Origin of the sequence: Clostridium phoceensis (genome assembly GCF_001244495.1) — a bacterium.
Lineage (GTDB): Bacteria > Bacillota > Clostridia > Oscillospirales > Oscillospiraceae > Lawsonibacter > Lawsonibacter asaccharolyticus.
In genome coordinates, this window is sequence record NZ_LN866274.1 from 1,089,005 (window position 1) to 1,111,379 (window position 22,375).

Annotated in this window: 26 protein-coding genes; 9 read left to right on the top strand and 17 right to left on the bottom strand. The window is 57.7% G+C overall.

From position 1 onward, the window contains the following. Window positions 1–17: 17 nt before the first annotated feature. The 6 genes from BN1969_RS06060 to BN1969_RS06085 are packed head-to-tail and all read right to left on the bottom strand — an operon-like array spanning window position 18 to window position 5,307. Entirely contained in the window at window positions 18–1,133 is a 1,116-nt protein-coding gene (locus tag BN1969_RS06060; RefSeq protein ID WP_187120332.1) for a flavodoxin, read from the bottom strand. Beyond that, on the bottom strand, window positions 1,039–1,986 hold the full coding sequence (locus BN1969_RS06065; RefSeq protein WP_077138709.1) for a carboxylesterase family protein: 948 nt from the start codon (window positions 1,984–1,986) through the stop codon (window positions 1,039–1,041). Before BN1969_RS06065 ends, BN1969_RS06060 begins: the two co-directional genes overlap by 95 nt. 37 nt (window positions 1,987–2,023) lie before the next feature. After that, window positions 2,024–2,719: a flavodoxin gene (locus BN1969_RS06070; protein ID WP_082203519.1), complete on the bottom strand. Its 696-nt coding sequence runs from the start codon at window positions 2,717–2,719 to the stop codon at window positions 2,024–2,026. Between the two features lie 24 nt (window positions 2,720–2,743). Then, on the bottom strand, window positions 2,744–3,868 hold the full coding sequence (locus BN1969_RS06075; protein ID WP_187120333.1) for an alpha/beta hydrolase: 1,125 nt from the start codon (window positions 3,866–3,868) through the stop codon (window positions 2,744–2,746). A 30-nt stretch (window positions 3,869–3,898) separates the two neighbouring features. Then, window positions 3,899–4,744: an aldo/keto reductase gene (locus BN1969_RS06080; RefSeq protein WP_050623482.1), complete on the bottom strand. Its 846-nt coding sequence runs from the start codon at window positions 4,742–4,744 to the stop codon at window positions 3,899–3,901. A gap of 53 nt (window positions 4,745–4,797) precedes the next feature. Next, complete coding sequence (locus BN1969_RS06085; protein ID WP_050623483.1) at window positions 4,798–5,307, bottom strand: flavodoxin; 510 nt, start codon at window positions 5,305–5,307, stop codon at window positions 4,798–4,800. A gap of 130 nt (window positions 5,308–5,437) precedes the next feature. On the opposite strand from BN1969_RS06085, the gene BN1969_RS06090 reads away from it, so the two are divergent. Then, window positions 5,438–6,325: a LysR family transcriptional regulator gene (locus BN1969_RS06090; protein ID WP_050623484.1), complete on the top strand. Its 888-nt coding sequence runs from the start codon at window positions 5,438–5,440 to the stop codon at window positions 6,323–6,325. Between the two features lie 65 nt (window positions 6,326–6,390). Here the strand turns inward: BN1969_RS06090 and BN1969_RS06095 are convergent, their stop codons facing one another. The 7 genes from BN1969_RS06095 to BN1969_RS06125 are packed head-to-tail and all read right to left on the bottom strand — an operon-like array spanning window position 6,391 to window position 12,029. Continuing rightward, on the bottom strand, window positions 6,391–7,392 hold the full coding sequence (locus BN1969_RS06095) for an aldo/keto reductase (protein WP_050623485.1): 1,002 nt from the start codon (window positions 7,390–7,392) through the stop codon (window positions 6,391–6,393). 1 nt (window position 7,393) lies between these two features. Next, the gene (locus BN1969_RS06100) at window positions 7,394–7,843 is read right to left on the bottom strand and encodes a flavodoxin family protein (RefSeq protein WP_050623486.1); all 450 of its coding nucleotides are present in this window, start codon (window positions 7,841–7,843) and stop codon (window positions 7,394–7,396) included. 14 nt (window positions 7,844–7,857) lie between these two features. After that, entirely contained in the window at window positions 7,858–8,397 is a 540-nt protein-coding gene (locus tag BN1969_RS06105) for a flavodoxin family protein (RefSeq protein ID WP_050623487.1), read from the bottom strand. A 19-nt stretch (window positions 8,398–8,416) separates the two neighbouring features. Then, window positions 8,417–9,163 carry a carboxymuconolactone decarboxylase family protein gene (locus BN1969_RS06110; protein ID WP_050625411.1) on the bottom strand — a complete coding sequence of 249 codons (747 nt, stop codon included), beginning with the start codon at window positions 9,161–9,163 and terminating at the stop codon, window positions 8,417–8,419. Between the two features lie 2 nt (window positions 9,164–9,165). Continuing rightward, on the bottom strand, window positions 9,166–10,323 hold the full coding sequence (locus BN1969_RS06115) for an iron-containing alcohol dehydrogenase (protein WP_050623488.1): 1,158 nt from the start codon (window positions 10,321–10,323) through the stop codon (window positions 9,166–9,168). Between the two features lie 24 nt (window positions 10,324–10,347). Next, window positions 10,348–11,331, bottom strand: a complete 984-nt coding sequence (locus tag BN1969_RS06120) for an alpha/beta hydrolase (protein ID WP_050623489.1) — start codon at window positions 11,329–11,331, stop codon at window positions 10,348–10,350. Beyond that, complete coding sequence (locus BN1969_RS06125) at window positions 11,328–12,029, bottom strand: DUF4405 domain-containing protein (protein WP_242850286.1); 702 nt, start codon at window positions 12,027–12,029, stop codon at window positions 11,328–11,330. The genes BN1969_RS06120 and BN1969_RS06125 overlap by 4 nt, the downstream gene beginning before the upstream one ends. Before the next feature lie 155 nt (window positions 12,030–12,184). Here BN1969_RS06125 and BN1969_RS06130 point away from each other — a divergent pair, with 155 nt between their 5' ends. From BN1969_RS06130 to BN1969_RS06155, 6 genes are all read left to right on the top strand, one after another. Continuing rightward, the gene (locus BN1969_RS06130) at window positions 12,185–12,583 is read left to right on the top strand and encodes a MerR family transcriptional regulator (RefSeq protein WP_050623490.1); all 399 of its coding nucleotides are present in this window, start codon (window positions 12,185–12,187) and stop codon (window positions 12,581–12,583) included. A gap of 225 nt (window positions 12,584–12,808) precedes the next feature. Then, the gene (locus tag BN1969_RS06135; protein ID WP_050625413.1) at window positions 12,809–14,086 is read left to right on the top strand and encodes an ATP-binding protein; all 1,278 of its coding nucleotides are present in this window, start codon (window positions 12,809–12,811) and stop codon (window positions 14,084–14,086) included. A 408-nt stretch (window positions 14,087–14,494) separates the two neighbouring features. Further along, window positions 14,495–14,866: a hypothetical protein gene (locus tag BN1969_RS06140; RefSeq protein ID WP_050623491.1), complete on the top strand. Its 372-nt coding sequence runs from the start codon at window positions 14,495–14,497 to the stop codon at window positions 14,864–14,866. 257 nt (window positions 14,867–15,123) lie between these two features. After that, complete coding sequence (locus BN1969_RS16995) at window positions 15,124–15,399, top strand: DUF3892 domain-containing protein (protein WP_077138710.1); 276 nt, start codon at window positions 15,124–15,126, stop codon at window positions 15,397–15,399. A gap of 11 nt (window positions 15,400–15,410) precedes the next feature. After that, complete coding sequence (locus tag BN1969_RS06150; RefSeq protein WP_050623493.1) at window positions 15,411–15,662, top strand: hypothetical protein; 252 nt, start codon at window positions 15,411–15,413, stop codon at window positions 15,660–15,662. A gap of 4 nt (window positions 15,663–15,666) precedes the next feature. Further along, a complete protein-coding gene (locus BN1969_RS06155) occupies window positions 15,667–15,891 on the top strand; it encodes a DUF2188 domain-containing protein (RefSeq protein ID WP_050623494.1) in 225 nt (74 codons plus the stop codon). A 102-nt stretch (window positions 15,892–15,993) separates the two neighbouring features. On the opposite strand, the gene BN1969_RS17840 is transcribed toward BN1969_RS06155, so the two are convergent. The 3 genes from BN1969_RS17840 to BN1969_RS06165 all read right to left on the bottom strand — a co-directional run bounded on the left by BN1969_RS17840 (window position 15,994) and on the right by BN1969_RS06165 (window position 19,338). Continuing rightward, a complete protein-coding gene (locus tag BN1969_RS17840; RefSeq protein ID WP_077138711.1) occupies window positions 15,994–16,095 on the bottom strand; it encodes a small, acid-soluble spore protein, alpha/beta type in 102 nt (33 codons plus the stop codon). 199 nt (window positions 16,096–16,294) lie between these two features. Then, window positions 16,295–18,421, bottom strand: a complete 2,127-nt coding sequence (gene ppk1, locus BN1969_RS06160) for a polyphosphate kinase 1 (RefSeq protein ID WP_050623495.1) — start codon at window positions 18,419–18,421, stop codon at window positions 16,295–16,297. Continuing rightward, entirely contained in the window at window positions 18,421–19,338 is a 918-nt protein-coding gene (locus BN1969_RS06165) for a Ppx/GppA phosphatase family protein (RefSeq protein WP_050623496.1), read from the bottom strand. The genes ppk1 and BN1969_RS06165 overlap by 1 nt, the downstream gene beginning before the upstream one ends. Before the next feature lie 239 nt (window positions 19,339–19,577). On the opposite strand from BN1969_RS06165, the gene BN1969_RS06170 reads away from it, so the two are divergent. Together BN1969_RS06170 and BN1969_RS06175 are read left to right on the top strand one after the other, a co-directional pair. Next, window positions 19,578–20,603 carry a threonine aldolase family protein gene (locus tag BN1969_RS06170; RefSeq protein ID WP_050623497.1) on the top strand — a complete coding sequence of 342 codons (1,026 nt, stop codon included), beginning with the start codon at window positions 19,578–19,580 and terminating at the stop codon, window positions 20,601–20,603. Window positions 20,604–20,742: 139 nt separating this feature from the next. Next, window positions 20,743–21,207 carry a hypothetical protein gene (locus BN1969_RS06175; protein ID WP_050623498.1) on the top strand — a complete coding sequence of 155 codons (465 nt, stop codon included), beginning with the start codon at window positions 20,743–20,745 and terminating at the stop codon, window positions 21,205–21,207. A 53-nt stretch (window positions 21,208–21,260) separates the two neighbouring features. On the opposite strand, the gene BN1969_RS06180 is transcribed toward BN1969_RS06175, so the two are convergent. Next, window positions 21,261–22,286, bottom strand: a complete 1,026-nt coding sequence (locus tag BN1969_RS06180) for an acyltransferase (protein ID WP_050623499.1) — start codon at window positions 22,284–22,286, stop codon at window positions 21,261–21,263. Between the last annotated feature and the right edge of the window lie 89 nt (window positions 22,287–22,375).

Consider the following 22,375-nt stretch of genomic DNA (forward strand, 5'->3'; position numbering starts at 1 on the left):
CTTTCCTTCAATCGATGTTAGATATCCAGACCATTGACCCAGTCCGTCACATCCGCCTGGCTGACGCCGCTGCGGAACCGCTGGCCCTCCAGCCAAGTGCCGGTACCGGCCAGCTCCTCCAGCAGTTCGGCGCTCTGGCCCAGGCCGGAGCTGGTGGAGGTGCAGAAGGGGATGACCGTCTTGCCGCTGAAGTCGTTGGACTGGATAAAGTCATTGACCGGCCAGGCGGCGATGCCCCACCAGATAGGGTAGCCGATGAACACGGTGTCGTAGTCCTCCCAGTTTTCCATCGTGGCGGAGGCCAGCTCCACATCCCGTAGGGCCTCGTTTTCATGTTCCCGGTTGACCCGGCTGCCGGATTCCGTCCAGTCCAAGTCGGCGTCGGTATAGGGATCGGCGGGGACAAGTTCGAAGAGGTCGGCGTTCAGTGTGTCTGCGATGGTCTCCGCAACCGCTTCGGTGTTGCCGCTGGCGGAGAAATAGGCCACCAGGATACGATTTCCCTGGGCAGGCTCCTCCTGATCCATGGTCATGTAGTTGCGCAGGATAGTGGCTACCTGTGCGCGGGTGGCGTTTCCCTGGGGATCAAAGTGGTTCCCCCCTATGCCGTTCATAATGCTGTTGGCCCTGACCCAATCCACCGCATCGACGGCATAGGAGGCGATCCTGCTCTCGTCGGCAAAATCCTGCCCACCCTCTGCGGCGGGGCTTCCCGCATACCGCCAGAGGATCGTGGCGATCTGCTCACGGGTAACGGGATCGTTGGCTCCGAACAGGCCGCCGCCGTAGCCGGCCATCACGCCGCTCTGTGTCGCCCACAGGACGGCGTCAGCATACCACGCGCCGTCATCCGTGTCGGTAAAGCTGTCCCGGCCGGATACCGCCGGACTTCCGGAAACCCGGTAAAGGATGGTGGCCAGCATGGCCCGGCTGGTAGCAGTATCGGGAGAAAATGTAGTGGCGCCGGTGCCGCTCATCAAGCCGTTGTCATAGACATACTCCACCGCGTCGGCGTACCATGCGCCATCGGGTACGTCGCTAAAGACACCCCCTGCCGCCAGGGCTGTCGGGATCGCCGCGATCACCAGCGCCGCCGCCATGATCGCCGTCAGAAATTGTTTCATCTTTTTCATGTGTTTCATCCTTTCCTGTTGATTTTTTCTGGGAAAGCACCCAATCCAAAACAGTCTCATCGTCGAACACCACGCTGCCGCCGCCGTGGTAGTTGTAAATGCCCTTGGCGTTGAACCAGGCGTTGTCCGGAATGTTGAGCTGCAAAAGCCGGTCGATCTCGCTGTCGCGCAGTCCTGCTTTTTCATAGGCGGCATGGAGATTTTGGTAGGCGTCCCGCGCTTTCTGGGAGCCGTAATACTCGTCATTTTCCGCCATGAAGATATAGACCGCTATGCGGTTCTCCGCAATGGGGTCGTATGTGCCGTCCCATTGGGAGCCGCCGTGGAGATAGGCGGCGTAGAGGTCGGGGCGCAGGGCCACCGCCTGAGACATGGTCTCGCCGCCCGCGGAGTATCCGGCGGCGTAGATGCGGCTTCGATCCACGGAGAAATGCGCGATCATATACTCAGCCAGTTCGTTGGCCTGCCGGGCGGATTTGGCGCCCCAGTCGGTGAGCTGGCCGGAGACGAGGATCACCGGTTCCCCCAGCTTCGTCCATGCCTGCACACCGTTCCAAGTGAGATTGCTGCCTGCGGAATCCTCGCCGAACCACATCCGATCATAGCCCGGCATGGTCACGATGAGGGGATATGTTTTGTCGCTGTCGTAGCCGTCCGGCAGATAGTAGCTGAAATGGATGGTGCCGTCCGCGCCGTCCAGCGTCTGGTTTTCCACAAATCCGCCCTGGACTGCGGCTTTCTCCGCACTCTGCCGCGCGGCAGCGGCGGTATCATCACGTTTTGCCGCCGCCTGCGCCGTGCAGCCGGAGAGCAGAAAGGCCGCCGACAGCAAAGCCGCTAACACTTTTCTCATACATCGCCCCCTCCTTCCGGGAAAAATTCGTCGCCAATCAGCCGTTCAGGCCCAGGCCGTTGACCCAGTCCGTCACATCCGCCTGGGTGACGCTGCTACGGAACCGCTGGCCTTCCAGCCATTCGCCGGCACCCGCCAGTTCGGCCAGCAGCTCGCCGCTCTCGCCCAGGCCGGAGGAGGACGAGGTGCAGAAGGGAATCACCGTCTTGCCGGTGAAGTCGTTGGCGCTGACAAAGCTGTCTGTGGGCCAGGCGGCGATGCCCCACCAAATGGGGTAGCCGATGAACACGGTGTCATAGTCCTCCCAGTTTTCCACCTCGGCGGTGGTCAGGGGCACATCCCGGAGGGATTCGTCATCGTGCTCCCGGCTGACCCGGCTGTCCGCGTTGGTCCAGTCCAGATCCTCCGAGGTGTACGGCTCCGCCGAGACGATTTCAAAGGTGTCGGCGCCCAGGGCGTCCGCAATGTACCCGGCCACCGCCTCGGTGCTGCCGGTGGCGGAGTAGTAGACCACCAGGGTCTTCCCGCCCTCCGGTTCCTCAGATGGATCCCCGTCCTCTGTCTGAGAGGGTTCCGGGGCCTGCGTCTCCTGGCTGTTGTCCGGCGCTTGGGTCTGCTGGCTCTGGCTGGGCGTCTGGGTCTGCTGGGACTGCTGGCCGCAGGCGGCCAGAGCCAGGAGCATGGCGAGGGCCAGCAGGCCGCTCAAGGATTTCTTTATGGTTTGCTTTTTCATGTTGATTACCTCCAATTTTAAGCCTTATTTTACATTTTCTTCGATCCACGCCTCCACATGGTCGGCGATTACATCGTTGTTCAATTCCTGGAACATGAAGTGGGAGTTGCCGGTGATGCCCTCGTCAGGCAGATGGATCACGGTGCTGACGCCGCCCGCCGCGGTATAAGCCTCGGTAAAGGCGTCGGCGCTGGAGGACATCATGGCCCACATCCCGGCCGCCGGAACATCGGTGAACTCCTCCCCAATATAATCTCCGTAATAGAAAGTGACAGGGATGTTCTTTTCCAGCAGGGCGTTGTAATCCTCGCTGTCCACCTGGGGAGCCATACCCGGCTCAATGGCTACGATGGCGGCGATGTGGTCGGTGTACCGAGCCGTCTCCCAGCCGGGCATACCGCCCTGGGAGTGGGTGACCAGGATGGAGTCCTTGCCGGTGCGCTCGTATACTTCGTCAACGGCAGCGGCCACCGCCTGAGCCACCACGGTGTTATCGATGTTCTGGTCGCCATTGGCGTTATCCATGCCGGTGTCCGGGGTCATCTGGCGGAAGAACTGATCCAGCACATCCTCCCCCTGGGGGAACTGGGAGCCTTCGTTATAGGTAAATGCATCGTTCAGATAGGTGCCGATGCGGAACTGGGTGTACCAGGTCTGGTCGGAGGGTTCGGTGGTCATGGTGCCGGCCACAGAGGTCTGTCCGGCCTCGCCCCGGCGGGGCTGGTCGATGAGGAATACGCTGTGACCCATCCGCAGGAACAGATCAGACCAGCCCTCCCGGCCATCCGGGGTGGTCATCCAGCCCATGCGGGACTGGCCGTAGCCGTGGAGGAATACCATGGGCAGGCCGGCCTCCTCGGCGGGGATCTGGTAGAGGACATTGGCGTGATCCACATGGGAGGTAGAGCCCTCTCTGGACATATAGTAGTTGGAGACATCGAAGGTGCCGTCCGAGGAGATAACGGTACCGCCGGCGGAGAACATCCCCTGCTCGGCGATGACCAGAGCGCCATCGGGGATGACAGTCTGTTCGGTGCTGATGTCCGGTTCATCCGCCTGGGGATCATTGGATGGGGCCTGCTGGCCGCAGGCGGCCAAGGACAATGTCATGGCGCCTGCCAGCAGCAGGGCGGCGAATCTGTGTTTCATATTGCTTTTCCTCCTGTTATAATGTGATTTTTACTTCTGATCGTCCACCGGGGGAACCATTTCCGCATATTTTGCCAGCAGCTCCGGTGTGCTGGTATAGTAGCGTACTTTCTTGTCCAGGGCGGCGATCCCGGCCATTTCCTCTCTGGTCAGGGCGAAGCCGAACAGATCAAAATTGTCCTTGATGTGGGCGGGATTTTTCGAGCCGGGAATGACAATGTTGCCGTCCTGAATGTGCCAGCGCAGGATAATCTGGGCGGCGGACTTGCCGTACTTCCGGCCCAGTTCGGCGAACAGCGGTTCCTCCAGCAGCGCCCTGTCGCCGTGGCCCAGGGGATACCACGCCTGGATCACGATCCCCTCCTTGTTCAGAAATGCCTTGAGTTCTTTCTCCTGGGAGTAGGGATGTACCTCTGTCTGTAAGACCGAGGGCTTGACTGTGCAGATATTCAGAATTTCCTCGATCTGCTCCCGGTTGAAGTTGGACAGGCCGATGGATCGCACCTTTCCCACCTGATAGGCCGCCTCCATCTGGCGGTAGCCGGCGATGTAATTCCCGGCGGGCTGGTGGATGAGCAGCAGGTCGATGTAGTCCGTACCCAGTCGCTCCAGGGTTTTCTCCACGGCGTCGGGCTGCTCGTAGAAGCTGGGCCACAGCTTGGTTTCCAGGAAGATCTCCTCCCTGGGAACGCCGGACTTCTTCATGGCCCGGCCCACCGCCTTTTCGTTGACATAGGCGTTGGCGGTGTCGATCAGGCGGCAGCCGCCCTCCAGTGCGCTGAGGACGGAGGTTTCCGCCTCGTCCGGGGTAAGCAGGAAGGTGCCGATGCCCGCCATAGGCATTTTCACGCCGTTGTTCAAAGTAATGTATTCCATATCGGTCAACTCCTTTTCGTTTTTGATAGGGCTTTGATATCATACTGTATTGGTTACGGTTCTTGTATCCACGCTTGCAGTTCGGACAGCTCCTCACCGATCTGTGTCCCACGGACGGGAAAGCCTGTGGAAATATGCGCTGTGGGGCAAACCCGCCTGATGTCCCGCTCACTGTGCCCCATTCCGCCGCCCTCGTGGGTACAGAAGGGTTTGATGGTCTTTCCGGTAAAGTCGAACCGCTCCAAAAAGGAGAACACGGCCATTGGCATCGTCCCCCAATAGTTGGGGTAGCCCAGATAGATCACATCGTAAGGTACAATGCTGTCCGGCGGATGCTTCAATTCCGGACGCACCCCTCTGGACAGGTCCTGCCGGGCCTGGTCGATACAGCGGTAATAGTCCTCGGAATACTCGGTGACAGGCTCGATGCGGATGCAGCCTCCCCCGGTAAAGGTTTGGAGGAGCGTTGCCAGCAGCTCCGTATTTCCGACACTCAGCGTTTGAACGGTTCCATCGACCATGTTCTGGCCCCGCCGCGAATAGTAGGCGATCAATAGTTTCACTTTTCTCACCTCTTTGCTGATCATTTTCCCTCTGTTCACGCTTATTTTACAACGGGAAGGCTTGCGTTGGAACGACAAATCAGCTATAATGATGCTAACCAAAAGGTTGGAACGAGCGGAGGCGAGAACGGTGTACGACCCACATTTGGAAACCTTTATCAAAGTTGCGGACAGCGGCAGCTTTTTGAAGGCGTCAGAAAAGCTGTATGTCTCCGCCAACGCGGTGACAAAGCAGATCAATCTGTTGGAGGATCGTCTGGGTGTCAAATTGTTCCGACGCAGCACCCAGGGGCTGGTGCTGACAGAGGCGGGGAAGCTGATCTACACAGAGGCAAAAAAGCTGATCCGCCATACGAACAGAGTACTGCAAAAGGCGAAAGAGTTGGATTGGCCCCAGGAGTATGTCATCCATGTTGGTGTGTCTCTGATGAACCCGGCGAATATCTTGCTGGAGCAATGGCACAAGGCGTCGGAGCTTCATCCAAACATCCAGCTGGAGATCGTCCCTTTCGAGGACACCATCCCCGCATTCAACGAGGTGCTGGACAATCTGGGCCGCAAGATCGATCTGATCTCCTGCCCCTATCAGACCACCTACTGGGGTGAACGCTACCGTTCCTTTCATCTGCGGGATCTGCCCATCTGCGCTGCGTTCTCCAAAATCCACCGGCTGGCAGGCAGGAAAAATCTGACGGTGGAGGATCTGCATGGCGAGACGCTCCTGCTGACCAAGCGGGGCCTCTCCGCCTATATGGACCCCATCCGGGACGAGCTGGAACAGCACCACCCGGAGATCCGTTTGAAAGGCGTGGAATATGTGGACATCGACCTGTTCAACCAGATCGTGCGCGGCAATGAGATCATTTTATCCGCCGAGTGCTGGGCCAATGTCCATCCGCTTCTGGAGACCGTTCCCATAGAGTGGAGCTACACGCTGCCCTACGGCCTGATCTATGCCAACGATCCCCCCAGGGAAGTCCTTCAATTCATCATGGCCATCGGCCAAGTGGAAGAATAACAGCAGAGCCGGAGCCCCATCGGGTCCCGGCTCTGTGGTTTCTGTGCGGCGACCTGCCGAACCCATTATTTCTTGATGATCGCGGAGCCGCCGAACACCTGGGACATCTCCATGCCGTCCAGCGCCTTGTCAATGGTGCCGACTTCCTCATGGGACAGCGCGGTCTCTGCCGCACCGGCGTTTTCTGCCAAGCGGCTTAATTTTCGTGTACCGGGAATGGGCACGATGTACGGCTTTTTGCACAGCATCCAGGCCAGGGATATCTGCGCCGGGGTGGCGTTCTTTTCCTCAGCCAATCTGTTCAGCAGTGCCAGCAGCGCCCGGTTCTGGTCGATGGCCCCGGCGGTAAACTGGGGCATATTGCTGCGGTAGTCCAGCTTCGGGTCAAACCGGCTGTCCTTTCCGTAGGCACCGGAGAGGAATCCGTTGGCCAGGGGAGAAAAGGCAACCAGCCCGATGTTCAGTTCCTCCAGCATGGGAAACAAGCTCTCGTGCCAGCGCGCCATCATGGAGTAGCGGTTCTGGATGGCGGTCACGGGACAGACCGCATGGGCACGGCGGATGGTGGTTTCATCCGCTTCAGACAGCCCCCAGTGGGTGATCTTACCCTCTCGGATGAGGTCAGCCATCACTCCGGCCACTTCTTCGATGGGGACGCACGGGTCAGGCCGGTGCTGATAGTAGAGGTCGATGTGGTCGGTGCCCAGCCGCCGGAGCGACGCCTCCGCCGAGGCCCGGATCACCTCTGGGCGGGAGTCCGGGATCAGCGGCTTGTTCACCGCCGGGCTGCTCTGGTCGAAATGAATGCCGAATTTTGTGGCGATGACCACCCTGCCCCGACAGGGCTTTAGGGCTGCGCCCACCAACTCCTCGTTGTCGTGTGGGTTTTCCGCCGTGCCGTAGACCTCCGCCGTATCGAAAAAGGTATACCCCATGTCCACGGCCTGGGCCAAAAGCTCCGTCATCTCTTTTTTGTCCGCCGGAGCGCCGTAGGCATGGCTCATGCCCATGCAGCCCAGCCCCACGGCGGAGACCGTCAGATCGGTTCCTAATGTACGGTACCGCATCTCACACTTCCTTACTCAGCTTGGCGGCTTCAGCTCTGTTGGTTGCCATGCCGCTGTAAGCCATGCCGTACAAGGCGGCAAAGCGTTTCATGGTGTACTCGCCGGCCTCCAGCATCCACTTCTCCGGGGCGGCGCCCTGGAACACGAAGAACAGCCTGCGGCCCTTCAGCCCGCCGTTTTCCACTCTGCCGTAGAAGCGGTCCAGCACATTGCGGACGCTGCCGCAGATGTTGTGCCAGTACAGAGGAGATCCGATGACGATGGTATCCGCCTGCTCCATTGCCCCGATGACCGCGTCCAGCCCGTCGCCGGGGAGCTGCTGGCCGTAGCTGCCGATGGTGTAGTCGGTGAGGTTCAGGGTTTCATAGTCCCGGCCCTTCAGCAGCTCCGCCGCGAGCTTCGCGGTGTTGCCGTTCTGATTGGGACTGCCGTTGACGAATAAAATGCTCATAATGTCATGCTCCTTTACACAGCCTTGCCCGTCTGATAGGCCCGCTCCATGGCGGGGGTCTGTTTCACCTTGCCCGGCTCATAGACGCCGCTGCCGATGATGACGCCTTTTTCCACTGCGCCCTCCACGCAGTCGGCATAGCCCCGGAAGCAGGCCAGGGTGGTATCGGCGGAGGCGTTCGCCTCGTCCGCCATGGTGACGATGTAATAAAACTCCTTGTCTCTGACCTCCAGCCACCGGGCCACGGTGCGGTCGATGACCGCCTTGAGTTGGGCGTCGATGGAGTAAAAATAGACGGGGCTGGCCAGGACGATGACATCGGCGTCGATCATCTTTTGCAGCACCTCGGCCATATCGTCCTGGTAGACGCACGCGCCGCCGTGGTCGCGGCAGTAGTAGCAGGCGGAGCAGGGGACGATCTTCTTTGCCGCCACGCGAATTTTCTCCACCTGGTGGCCGGATTCCTGGGCGCCCCGCATAAATTCATCGCACAGCAGGTCGGAATTTCCGCCCTTGCGGGGACTTCCGGACAGGATCAAAACTTTCTTGCTCATTGTCTTGCCCTCCATATCGTTACCTTAACTTTTTGTAATCTTCCTCGGTCACCGGCTCACACCATTCGCTGTGTCCGTTCTCTCCGGGCACCTCCACCGCCAGGTGGGAAAACCAGCTGTCCGGCGCAGCGCCATGCCAGTGTTTGACGCCGGGAGCAATATTGACTATATCGCCGGGGTGCAGTTCCTGCGGCTCTTTGCCCCATTCCTGATAGTAGCCCCGTCCGGCCACGCAGACGAGGATCTGTCCGCCGCCCTTATCAGCCTGATGGATATGCCAGTTATTCCGGCAGCCCGGCTCAAAGGTGACATTGAAGATCCCCATCTGGCTGGTGGAGAGGGGCGCCAGATAGCTCTGTCCGGTGAAATATTGGGCAAAGCCGTCGTTGGGGTCACCGATGGGGAATACCATGCGGTTCTGGTGTGCCTGTTTTTCATCGCCGGCATCCTCTGCCCAGATCTCCTTGGCCATACGGAAGGCCGCCCATGCTTTGGGCCATCCTGCATAGAAGGCCGCATGGGTCAGGATTTCCGCAATCTCGCTGCGGGTGATCCCGTTCTGCTTTGCCGCCATCAGGTGATGCTGGAAGGAGGTATCCGTCAGCCCCTGGGCCATCAGCGCGGTCACGGTGATCAAAGAGCGGTCACGGGCCGATAACTGTTCCTCTCTGCTCCACACCTCGCCAAAGAGGACATCGTCGTTGAGCTGGGCAAATTTGGGGGCAAACTCCCCCAGGGCATCTCTGCCTGCTGTCTGCTTTTTCATGTTCATTCACACTCCTTCAGGATTTCGTAAATCTCCTCGTGGGTCAGCTTTTTGCAGCAGCCGGGGGTGAGGACGGTGGAGTCCGCCACGGCCCGAAGGTCGGTGCCGGCGGGGATGCCCAGCTCGGCGAAGGTGGTGGGCAAGCCGATCTCACGGATAAAGTCCGCCAGTGCCTCCACACCGGCCAGGGCGGTCTCCTCGTCGCTGCCCTTGGGCGCGATGCCCCACACATTCTGCGCCCAGCGGGCGAAGCGCGCTGCGCCGTCCTTGCAGATGTGCAGGTACAGCGGCGGGTGGATCACCGCCAGCCCCGCGCCGTGGTTGCAGTTGGTATAGGCGCCCAGCTGGTGCTCTATCATGTGGCACTGGAAGTCGGTAACCTTGCCGATCTTCAGGATACCGTTTTCCGCCATGGCGGAGGCCCAGGCCAGCTCGCTGCGGGCATCGTAGTTCTCATGGTCGGCCAGCAGCACCCGGATATTGCGGATGACGCTGCGCATCACGGCCTCGCTCAGATCGTCGGACAGGTTGTTCTCCTCCGGCTTGCCGAAGTAGGTCTCCATGGCGTGGCTCAGGGTGTCGAAGGCCCCGGAGATGACCTGGGGGAAGGGGACGGACATGGAGTACATGGGGTCGAGGAAGGCGAAATCCGCCTGGGCGCCCCAGAGCGCACCCTTGATCTTCTTGTCCTCATGGGTGATGACGGCCCCGTTGTTCATCTCCGAGCCGGTGCCGAACACGGTGACGATGGTGACCATGGGAATGAACTCGGTAGGGAGGGCGTGCCTTACGGTCTGCATCTCCCAGATGTCCTCATCCAGCTTGGCCTGGGCCGACACGATCTTGCAGCAGTCGGACACCGAACCGCCGCCCACGGCCAAGATCAGGTCCACATGGTTCTCTCTGGCCAGCTTTGCCCCCTCCTGCACCTTGGCATAGGTGGGGTTGGACATGATACCGGTAAATTCCACTACCCGTTTGCCCGCAGCGGTCAGGATGTCGGTCACCTCGTCATACACGCCGTTGCCCTTGATGGAGCCGCCGCCATAGGCCAGCAGGACCGTGTCGCCGTAGTGTTCCAGCAGACCGCCCAGGGACTCCTGCACGCAGCCCTTGCCGAAATAGACGCTGGTTTTGTTCTCAAATTTGAAGTTGTTCATGATAAAGATCCTCCTTATATGTTCTCATTCCATTTGTTTTTCCCAGAAGGCGATGGCGTCGTTGATCCAGCCCTCCGCCGTGGTGCCGGCGCCCAGGCCAAAGCCGTGGCCCAGCCCCTCATATACATGAAATTCCGTGTCAATGCCCAAAGCAGACATGGCATCCAGCCGGGCCTGCATGACACGCCAGATGGCGATGCCGTCCTGGTCGCCCACGCAGGCGTAGGTAGGCGGGTCAGCTTCGGAATACTCGCCCAGCCCGGTGTACTGCATGACCACCGTACCGGGTCGGGGCAGGTCGCCGCCGCCGAAGATCGCCGGGCCGTAGGTCCCCAGCCATGCCGCCATCCGTGCTCCCGCCGAGCCGCCCCATAGGGAGTAGCAGCCGGTGTCCACCTCCAGTTCCTCTGCGTGTTCAAAAATGAACTGGATGGCACGGGCCAGATCCTCGCAGGCGGTCTGGGCGCCGGGGCGGTAGATCAAGGCAAAGGAGTTATAGCCCTGCTTGGACAGCTCCAGCGCGTGGGGAAAGCTGTCGTGCATGGCCCCCACATAGGCGAAGGCCCCGCCCGCATTGCAGACGGCGAATTTGGCTCCCGGTTCGCCCTTGAAAAAGAACAGTCCGGTGTCCTCCTTGGCGGGGTCGGCGTCCTTTTCCTCTTGGGTGTAAATGTCGTAAAAAATGGTTTCTCCGGCTTGCGCCTCGCTTTTCAGATAGTTGACGATCTCCACCGTCTTGTCCGGGTCGATATGGCTGTAGTAGGTCAGCCTCAATTCTTCCAGCGTGTCGCCGCTCCAATAACCATCGTCCACCGGAAAGAGAAGCCTGCCAAACTCACCAAAAGCGGGGTCTGCCATCACATCCCGAATCAGTGTTTCCGCCGTAAAGGGTTCTGCTATCATGGGTACCCCCTCCGTCTGTTCATCCGACGGCGCTTCTGCCGGTACGTTTCCGCAGCCGGAGAGTACCACCGCCAGCAAAAGGATTTGGATCAGCAAGGTTTTCATGGTACACCTCCCTTTGGGGATCTGTGAACATGGTTCCGCTTTTGCAGCAGCTTTCCCCCGTAGTAGGCCAAAATGGCAAACAGGCCCAGCATGGCCAGATGGTCGGCAAAAAACAGGGTCAGCGGCTGGTCATAGTCGAAAAAGACGAAGTGCGTCCGCAGCAGCAGGTAGGAAAGAATGTTATCCCGATAAAAGCCGGCCGCGCCATAGACCGTGATCCATAGGGCCAGCAGCCGAAGGACGACGGTGCGTGTCCGGGAGGGCTTCGCCTTTGTCATGCGCCGCGCCGCTCCCAGCACCATGCTCCCATGAAGGCCGAGATGCAGTCCTGTCAGCAGAAAGCCCCAGTAGGCGCAGAGCAGGTGAATGGCTCTCACCAGTTCCCGCCTGCCACGAAGCGGCGGAAAGTCAAACACATAGCGGGACATGAGGATGCCGCTTGCCATAGAGCCCAGCATAGTCAGGAACAGCAGTCCGGCCAGCGCCGTCTGGCAGATGCGGAAGGCGGAATATCGTCCCTTTCGCAGATTCCTGTACCACCCAGCATTCAGCACATGATGACAGAGGAACAGCGCCAGCATCGCCACCCCCAGCCATTCGTGGGCGGCCTCACCGACCAGCGAGTAGGCCATCAGGAGAAGCAGCAGGACCGTCATGCTGAGATCGACCAGATGCCGGATCATTTGCTTTGCCAGCAATGTATCAACCCCCTCTTGCAAAAATCAGCTTGTTGTGTTACGATACGGTTGTATCTTCCGTTTGATACTGACGATTATAATTTCCGGTTGTTACAACCTGTCAATAGCTTTTTTCAAAAAAACGTGAATTTTTTGTGAATAGAGAGGCGCCAACTATGATCTACACCATGATGCAGGTATGCAAGAAAACCAATATGACCTATCAAGCCTTGAAGTTTTACTGCAACGAAGGGCTGGTGCCCAATGTGAAACGGGACAAAAATAACCGCCGGGTATTTGACGAGCGGGATGTGGCCTGGATCGAGAGCCTGACCTGCCTGAAGAAGTGCGGTATGAGCATCCAGGAGATGAAGGAGTATCTGGAACTTTGCCTGCAAGGCCCATCCAGCATCCCCCGGAGGAAGGAACTGCTGGCGGAAAAGCAGGCGGCCCTGCGGGAGACTATCCGGGAACTGGAGGGCAGCGTGGCCTATATTGATTGGAAACAGAATTTTTACGACGAGGTACTCTCCGGCAAACGCCCTTATGAGAGCAACCTGATCCCCGTCGAATGATAAAACCCGTGTACCCGCAGATTGCGGGTACACGGGTTTTTGAAATATATCAAACATCTTCTTGAATAGAGAGGTTCCTGATCAGTAGCCGTCTGGTTCAGAAGGGAAGAAATCTTAACCAGTCAAAATCCTCCTGATTTTAATTTAGAAATTTGACTGATTGTAGTTGTAAAATCTGACTGAATAACATATAATGAAGTCAGACTATTGATTGAGGTATTTGCCATGAAGGAACGAATTTATAAACCCCGGATCATCGACCGACAGGTGGAGGAGTATCTGTCCGCCTTTGGTGCCCTCTGCATCGAGGGGCCGAAATGGTGCGGAAAGACTTGGACTTCTTCTTACCACAGCAAGAGTGAGATCTATATCGGCGACCCCACCGGCAGTTTCCAGAACCGGCAGCTGGCGGAGCTTTCCCCTGCCCTGGTGCTGGAGGGGGAGACGCCCCGGCTGATCGACGAGTGGCAGGAGGTGCCGCCCCTTTGGGACGCAGTGCGATATAAAGTGGATCAAACGGCACAGAAAGGGCAGTTCATCCTCACCGGCTCCGCCACACCCAACCACAAGGGCATCCTCCACAGCGGTGCGGGCCGCATCGCACGGCTGCGGATGCGCCCCATGTCCCTGTGGGAGTCCGGGGACTCCAGCGGCAAGGTGTCCTTGGAGAAGCTGTGCCACGGCGAACTGACTCCCGCTATGACCGGCGAGGTGGACTTGAAGAAATTGATCGAACTGATTATCCGGGGCGGCTGGCCGGGGAGCCTGGGGCTTCCGCTGGAGCAGGCGATGCTGCTCCCCGCTGAATATCTGAACGCCGTGATCGACGACGATGTGTACCGCATGGACGGGATCAAGCGGGACACCCAGAAAATGCGCCTGCTGCTGCGCTCCCTGGCCCGAAACGAGAGCACCACCGTCACAAACAAGACGCTGATGAAGGACATCAAGGCCGTGGATGACGAGGATATTGACGGCAACACGGTGGCCGCCTATCTGGACATCTTCAAGCGGCTGTTTCTCACCGATAACCAGCCGCCGTTTTCCTCCGGGATCCGCTCCTCTGTCCGGGTGAAGCAGGCGGAAAAGCGGCATTTTGCCGACCCATCCCTGGCCTGTGCGCTGCTGAAAGCAACTCCCGCCGGATTGCTGGGGGATCTGGAGACCCTGGGCTTTTTGTTTGAGGCCCTGTGCGAGCGGGATCTGCGGATTTACGCGGAATCTTTTGGGGCAAGTCTCTATCACTATCAGGACTACAAGAATCAGGAGGTCGACGCGGTGATTGAGTTGCCCGACGGCCAGTGGTGCGCCTTCGAGATCAAACTGGGGGCCAACCAGATCGACGCCGCGGCGGAAAACCTGCTGGAGATCAAGCGGCAGATCGGGGAAGACCCCAAAGGCAAGCCCCCTGTGGTGCTCTGTGTCCTGTGCGGCCTGGCCAATGCGGCATATCAAAGGCCGGACGGGGTGTTTGTGGTGCCGGTGACTGTATTGAAGGGTTAATTTTTGCAACATAGCAGGAATTTTGGCTTAACTATTCGGGCATAGGAAGGATAAAATATAAAGGGCTTCGCGCTCTATATGTGCATGAGCTATTTAACACGCTGTATGGGGGTCGAACCTCATGCGTTTTAGAGTGAAAATTAAGGGGTTTGAGTGAAATATAAAAAGAAAAATTTGCGATATACAGAAGAGAAAAATACGTTAGAATTGATTGAATTTAAAAAATAAATATGCTATAATATAAGGAGCATTAAAAGGGATGATTTTTAATTTACTGAGCTTACGAGTAAAAATGTGGCGCTCACATTATTAGATGAAAAATCATGCCACATCTTCCTGTTGCAAATTTTCTGCGCATATGATATACTTTTCTTGCACTAATGATGTTTCGGAAAGGAAGGATGCTCAATGGATTTTTCTTTTAACTTCTCTTATCTGAAAAATGGTGCTCCAATCGTCACTCTTAGTTCTCTCGGAATTGCTTTCAATAGGGGGGCTGTGGATATGCTGGGAGCTCCCGCTCAAATCATTGTGGGCTATGATGAAAAGAACAAGGCCATTGGCATCCGCGATAGGGGCAACGATACAACTGCTCCCTATTTTGACTTTGCTCCACGTGTCAAAAACGACTGGGTTCGCATCGGTGCAAAGGACTTCACAAAGTATCTTTCTAAAGTCAGCGGGATTGACTTTCTGAGCAAAGCAAAACAGTTCATCCCGGAATATGACGACAAGACCCAAACGTTGATTGTTATTGTAGACGAGCAACATTTGAAATAAAATGCAAACCAGGAAAAGGAAAAGAACAGCACCCCGCGACTGGTACTCGCAGAATGCTGTTCTCCTGTGTTTGACGCAAGACCAGTCAAAACTGATACATAACGCCGTTTCCATACACAGGTATAGTGTATCATCTTTTGGCCGAGCTTGCAAGCCCGTAGATTTTGTGTTGGACAAGTTTTGCGGACACAAGACAGGCCTTTTTCTGTTTGTAAATACAAAAGCTGTAATTACAGCAGAAAGGTGGTACATTTATAATGTATGCCACAAAAATCAAAATGCAGCGAGGCTGCTACTATTCCAGAAGCCTTCTAGAAATCGACGAGATTTATATCGAAGGCTGTAACAACCCTGGTTTTTTTAAAAAAGAAGTCCTTCATGACTTCTTGAGGGACACTCCCGGTTCTATTCAAGTGAAAATTTGGCCCTACCCCAATGTGATTCCTGCCACCAGCAGCCGAGGAGAGAAATATGTGCGGTCCACCCCTAACGACTACACCCATGACAATCTCCTTGACCTGCCTCGCGAATAAGGAGGTGCGATATGGCCACTTTCAAGTGCAATTTTGAATCCAAAAAGTTCATGAAAGAACTGGAAAGAGACATCAAAAAGAGTGTTGAGTCTGACCTGAAGAAACATCCTGAGAAGATTTTAAATGACCATGTAGGAGAGACGATTTCTGCTACATGTTCTTCCTGCGGCAATGTCAAAGTAGTTGTCCTTCGCGGTGGGGGCGTTCGCTGTCCTAAATGTGGACATACTGCCAAGGTTAACCTTGTGCCGGACTGGAGGTAAGACTATGGGTAAGAACCAACATGTGACGCCGCATCCCAAGGGAGGCTGGCAGGTTAAGGGGGCTGGCAACTCCAGGGCTACGAAGTGTACGGCAACGCAGAAGCAAGCGGCCGATATTGCACGTACGATTGCCATTCACCAGAAGTCTGAGCGACTGATTCACGGGACTGATGGCCGTATCCGTGCGAAAGACTCCTATGGTAATGATCCGTTCCCACCCAAAGGTTGAGTAAAAAGAGACTCCGCATCATGTGTACCAGACATGATGCGGAGTTTTTGTGGCTCAATTCGTCGATTTAAGTAGATTTTAACAACATTTTTCCTGCAATCTTTAAGATGGTGTAGGTACACGCAGGTCGTTGGCCGCTTCCATCTTGAACTTATTCAGAGCCTCGCGGGCATTGGGGACCAGAGACTGCTTGTTGGTAGACATAATTCGTTTCTCCTTTACCTGTTCATTTTGATCTTCTTTGTTTCGTTGGATGGAACATCCGAGCATAGCATTGCCCTGGAGAAGCGGACTATGCAGGAAAAGGCTTTCCTGTTTTTGTTGATTTTCCATCATTTTCAGATCAGGGAAACGGCAGGAAGGAAACCGGCGCAGAAAACGGGGGCCGGGCGGACGGCGGGGCTCATCCGCGGCGGCGGAGACGGCGCAGCAGGCCGCCCAAGGGGCCGGAGGGCAGGGCACGGGCGGCAAATTCCACCTCCCGGCAGCTCCGAACGGCCTCGTCCATGAAGAAGTCCTGAGAGGAGAGGCCGGGGGCGCCCGGGGCGGGCACTTTTTTTTGATAGCTCCCTTCACTGTCCAGGGCCCGGGCCTTCACGGTGTCCCGCAGCAGGATGTCAAGAATGTGATTCAAGCGGGCCTTGGTGTGGGTGGCATAGACGGGACAGATGACCTCCACCCGGCGCTGGGTGTTGCGGGTCATCATGTCCGCCGAACCCAGGAAGAGGCGCTGGTTCTCTCCAGAGCCAAAGCTGTAGATGCGGGAGTGCTCCAAAAAGCGCCCCACCACGCTGGTGACGGAGATGTGCTCCGTGTGGCCGGGGACGCCGGGCCGCAGGCAGCAGATGCCGCGGATGATGAGATCGACCCGAACCCCTGCACGAGAGGCCTCGGCCAGCTTTTCCATGACATCGTAGTCGGTGAGGGAGTTCATCTTCATGATGATGCGGCCGTGGCTGCCCCGGGCGGTCTCTTCCCCGATGAGCAGGAGGATGATCTGCTTCAGGTTGGAGGGGGAGACCAGGAGGTTGTGGTAGCTGCCCTCCAGATTGCCCACAGCCATGTTTTTGAAAAATTCCGCTGCATCCTGGCCGATGCCCTGATCTGCGGTGATGAGGGAGAGGTCTGTGTACTGCTCTGAGGTCTTCTCGTTGTAGTTGCCGGTGCCGATCTGGGTGACGTACTGGATGCCGGATTTGCCTTTCAGGGTGATGAGACACACCTTAGAGTGGATCTTATAGTCGCTGAACCCGTAGATCACCCGGCAACCCGCGTCCTCCAGGCGCTCGGACCAGTCGATGTTGTTCTGCTCATCAAAGCGGGCCCGCAGCTCAATGACGGCAGTGACCTCCTTACCGTTTTCCGCCGCCGCACACAGATACTCCACGAGCCGGGCCTTCTGGGCCAGGCGGTAGATGGTGATCTGGATGGAGAGGACCGACGGGTCGGAGGCGGCCTCCCGGATCAGGCGGAGGAAGGGCTCCATGCTTTCAAAAGGGTAGCTGAGAAGCAGGTCCCGGCGCTGGACCAGGTGGAGATAGGTCTCCCGCTTGGGCTTGGGGGGCGTCTGGGGGGAGAAGGGCGGGTAGAGCAGCGCACTGTGGAGGGGTTCCGGCAGCTTTTTCAGCATGGGGTGGACAAACCCCATGCGCATGGGAGCCCGGGAGAGGAAGATCTGGGCGGGGGCGACGTGGCAGCGCTTGCAGAGAAAGGCGGACAGGGCCTCGCTGAGGGGAGCGGCGCACTCCAGCCGGACCACGGCCATCCGTTTGCGCTTGTGAAGCAGCTTCTGCATCTGGCAGCGGAAGTCATCGTCCACATCAAAGCCCTCGTCCTGGGGGGCGATATCGGCGTTGCGGGTGACGCAGACACAGTTTTTCTCCGCCACGCCGTAGGGGTCAAAGACCCGCTTCAGGTTATCCAGAAGCAGCTGTTCGGTGCGCACATAGCGCAGGCCCTCCCCGGGGAGATAGACCACGTCGGGGGCGGAGGAAGGCACAGGGACGATGCCGAAGAGACTGCGGTCCTTCCCATGGAGGCGGGCCACCACATAGACGCTCTTGTTCTGGAGGTGAGGGAAGGGGTGGTTGATGTCCACGATCTGAGGGGAGAGGATGGGGAGCAGCTGGGTCTTGAAGCAGGTCTTGAGAAAGTCCTTGTCCTTCCCGGCGAGCTGGCCGGGGGAGACTTCGCAGACCCCATAGGCCTGGAGCTGGGTCTGGAGCTGGGCGTAGACCTGGTCCCGCTGCTCCATCAGAAGGACTGCCCGGCGGTAGATGGCCTCCAGCTGCTGGGAGGGGAGCAGGCCAGTGCGGCTGTCCACCTGGTCGTCCCCCATGACAGCCATGTCATAGAGGCTGCCCACCCGGATCATAAAGAATTCGTCCAGGTTGCTGGTGAAGATGGAGACAAATTTCAGCCGCTCGGCCAGGGGATTGGAGGGATCGCGGGCCTCTTCCAGCACCCGCTCATTGAACGTGAGCCAGGAGAGCTCGCGGTTCTGCATGTAAGGTTGGGGTTCCCGGGCCATCAGACAGTCACGCTCCTTCGTTTCAATACCTCGGTGAGCAGGAAGCCCTCCCGGACGCCGTAGCTGCTGACCTCAATGGCGTCGCCCCGGCACCGATGGGCCAGGGTGGAGAGGATGACCAGCCCGGGGAGCAGGGTGTGGACCCGCTCGGGGACGATCTTCAGCAGGATCTGGAGGTCCGCCTTAGCGGGAGCGGAGAAGCGCTCCAGGAGGCCGTCCACCATGTTCAGGGTGATGGTGCGGTTGCCGGCGGGCAGCTTGTAGAGGTAGTTGCACAGCTTCCCGGCCCCGCGGATGGTGCCGCCCACCCCACAGATCACCGGACAGGGAAAGTCGGGCAGGGGGGCGCCGTCCAGCGCCTTTTTCACCTGCTTGCGGATCTTGGCCTGTTCTTTGGGGGAGGGGAGCAGGGTCTCCACACAGCGGTTATACAGGTTCAGGGAGCCCAGGGGGATGGAGGCGGCGTGGCGTATCCTGCCCTGAGAGAAGCAGACCCACTCGGTGGAGCCGCCGCCGATGTCCAGTACCATGCCCTGCTCCCGCTCCTCCATGCCGGAGGTGGCTCCCACATAGTCCAGGATGGCCTCCTCCCGGCCGGAGAGGAGGCGGATCATCAGTCCGGTGCGCTCCTGGAGCTGGAAGACCGCCTCCTCACTGTTGGTAATGTTGCGCAGAGAGGCGGTGGCGAAGACCGCCCGGTTCTCAATGTGGAGGGCATCCAGGATGGACCGGAAGCGGAGCAGGGCGTCTGCGGCCCGGTCGAGGCCCTCCCGGCTCATGGAGCCGTCCTCCCGAACATAGCCGGCCAGGCCGGCCGTCTCCTTGCTTTGAAAAATGCTGTGGATAGCTCCGTCCTCCTCCACCTGATAGACATTCAGGCGGATGGTATTGGAGCCGATGTCGATAATAGCGTACATGCAAGCTCTCCTCTGTGGCTGCGGTCCGCTCGGAAGCGGGACCGGATCATCTGAGTCGTATGATATCAAATGCAGGGGGCTGGGTCCAGAAATAGGATGCAGAATTTTGGTTAAATGTATGTAAAATCACTGGCTGAACAGACAAGACGATGATTTTTGACGGCAGAGTATAGAGATCCCCGGGGAAATGTGGTAAACTTCCTTCATCTGGAGATCTTACAGAGAGGAAGGAACTGAGCATGCTGTCTTTTGTCAACGACTACTCTGAGGGGGCCCACGAGCAGGTGCTCCGGCGGCTGGCGGAGACCAATCGGGAGCAGCATCCCGGATATGGGACCGATCCATACTGCGCCCGGGCAAAGGAGAAGATTCGGCGGGCCTGCGGCTGCCCGGAGGGGGACGTCTTTTTCCTGGTGGGCGGGACCCAGACCAATCAGGCGGTGATCTCCGCCCTGCTGGCCCCCTGGGAGGGGGTGATCGCCCCCGCCACGGGACACATCTGTACCCATGAGGCGGGAGCCATCGAGGCAACCGGGCACAAGGTGCTGGAGCTGCCCCAGCGGGAGGGGAAGCTGTCAGCGGCGGAGCTGCGGACCTATCTGGAGGGCTTTTACGGGGACGAGAACCACGAACACATGGTCTTTCCGGGCATGGTGTACCTGTCCTGGCCCACCGAGCTGGGCACCCTCTATACCCGGGCGGAGCTGGGGGAGATCCACCAGGTGTGCCGGCAATACAAGATACCGCTGTACCTGGACGGCGCCCGGATGGGCTATGGGCTGGCCAGCCGGGGGAGCGGCATGACCCTGGCGGACCTGGCGGCCAGCTGCGACGTGTTCTACATCGGGGGGACCAAGGTGGGGGCCCTGTTCGGAGAGGCGGTGGTCTTCCCCCGGCACAACGCCCCCGGGCGCTTTATGACCGCCGTGAAGCAGCGGGGCGCCCTGCTGGCCAAGGGCTGGCTGCTGGGGGTGCAGTTCGACGCCCTGTTCACCGATGGACTCTACCAGAAGCTGGGCAAAAATGCCATCGAGACGGCGGAGCGGCTGAGAGAGGGATTCCGGGAAAAGGGGTTCTCCTTCTATTTGGACACCCCCACCAACCAGATATTCCTGGTGGTGGACCGGGCCCAGCGGGAGGACCTGGCCCGGAAGGCCGCATTCAGCTTCTGGGAGCAGCTGGACGAGGAGCGGACGGTGATCCGCTTCGTCACCAGCTGGGCCACCCGGATGGAGGACGTGGAGGAGTTGATCCGCCGGCTGTGAAGCGGGCTGTTTGAATCATTTGGGAGGGAAAAAGAGATTGTTCTTGTTGAAAATAGACAAAAAGATTGACAAATAAAAGAAAAAGATATATATTATTATAAAAGGAAGCGGGGGCGATGGTCAGATAACGGAGAGATGTATGAAAAAATCAGTGAGAAATTTCATAAAAATCTATTGGGAAGTTCTGCTTGTAGTGGCTGCTGGAATTCCAACTGTGATACTTTTAAAAGTAAAAGGTGAAGATTGGCCTGCTGCGTTGAATTTTCCCACAGAGGCAGTAGCGGCTGGCTATTGGATCTTGATACTGGGAATGACGGCATTAGAAGGAATCCTGATTTTCCGTTTTCTGGTGAAAGGGCTGGAATATGTAATATATACTGTTCTGCCGCTAGGGCTCTATCTTATGCTTGCCTCGCCAGAAGGACTGCTTTTCCCAAGCCTGATTTGGACATACAGTTTGGTGATCCTGATCGCCCGGCTTGTGATGCTGATAAGGTGCAGGCTAAAAAAACAGGACCGGCAGTTTTCTCATCTGTTATCTATGATATGTGCCGATGTGCTCAGCACCATAGGCATCCTTCAAGAATTTGTATTGTTTGGATAGCGGTAAAAAGCATCGGCCCCATCCATCACGGATGGGGCCGATGCTTTACAGTATTACATGAGGGACCTCCGGAGGGGAGGGAGCTTTGCAATCAGCGCCATGACAGAAAACGAGAGGATTACAGTGGCGCTGACCTCCAAACCCAGAAGCTGGATCACAGACAGGGAACTCCCTGCCAGATCAGAGATCACATCCAGGATCAACACATGGATCCAATAGACTCCAAATACAAGATCGGAAGCAGATGCCAGCGGTTTTTCCAGGGGACGCAGGGCTTCCTCATGGCGCGCAGAAACTGTTTTGCAGAACAGAAAAAAGGCGGCTGCGCAGAGATAGTGATTGAGAGAGTATCCGCCATTGAACGGCAGAGGGATGTGTTCTGGAGACGCGGTCCAGAGATTGCCCAGAACGCCCCAAAGATATCCTATGACACCGCCGCAATAGATCACGGCCCTCAGGAGCCTGCCGGAGCTGTAATGGCCCAGCATATACCCCAGCAGGAAGAAGCCCAGGTATCCCTCCATAATGGGGTCGAACAGATAGATATAGACCGGCAGCACTGTGTTGAGGAGGGGACGGATAGAGGTGGGGAAGATCAGGATGAGGAGGAGCAGGAACAGCTGCCTGCTCGTGCAGGCGTCTGTGATCCGTTTTAGAAAGGGAGCTGTCAGATAGATCCCCATCATCGTATAGACAAACCACATATGATAACTTTGGCCGCGATTCAATAGAGAAGAGAGAAAGGCGTAAAGGGAGACAGGGGCTCCTATACGCAACGCGTCGGCGAGCAGATAGACCAGATTCCAGGTGCATAAGGGGAGCGCCAGCCGCAGGAGATGTCTGCGGTAGAAAGTGGACGGGCGGAGGGTGTCCGGGGAGCGGAGGAGCAGATATCCGCTGATCATGAAGAACAGGGGGACCCCGATCCGATTCAGCGGGTTTTGCAGCAGACACAGATACCAGGACGGGATGCCGTAATAGACAGGATTGGAGAGGATGGGCGACATGGCGTGCAGGACGATTACCAAAAGAATGGCAATACAGCGCAGACAATCCAGATAGGCAATCCTGAGTTTCATCATATATTCTCCATATAAAGGCTGGGAGCCGTGGCCCGGCAGGACTCCTGTCCTGGTCCGGGCATTGCGCGCGGTACGGCGCTCTCTGT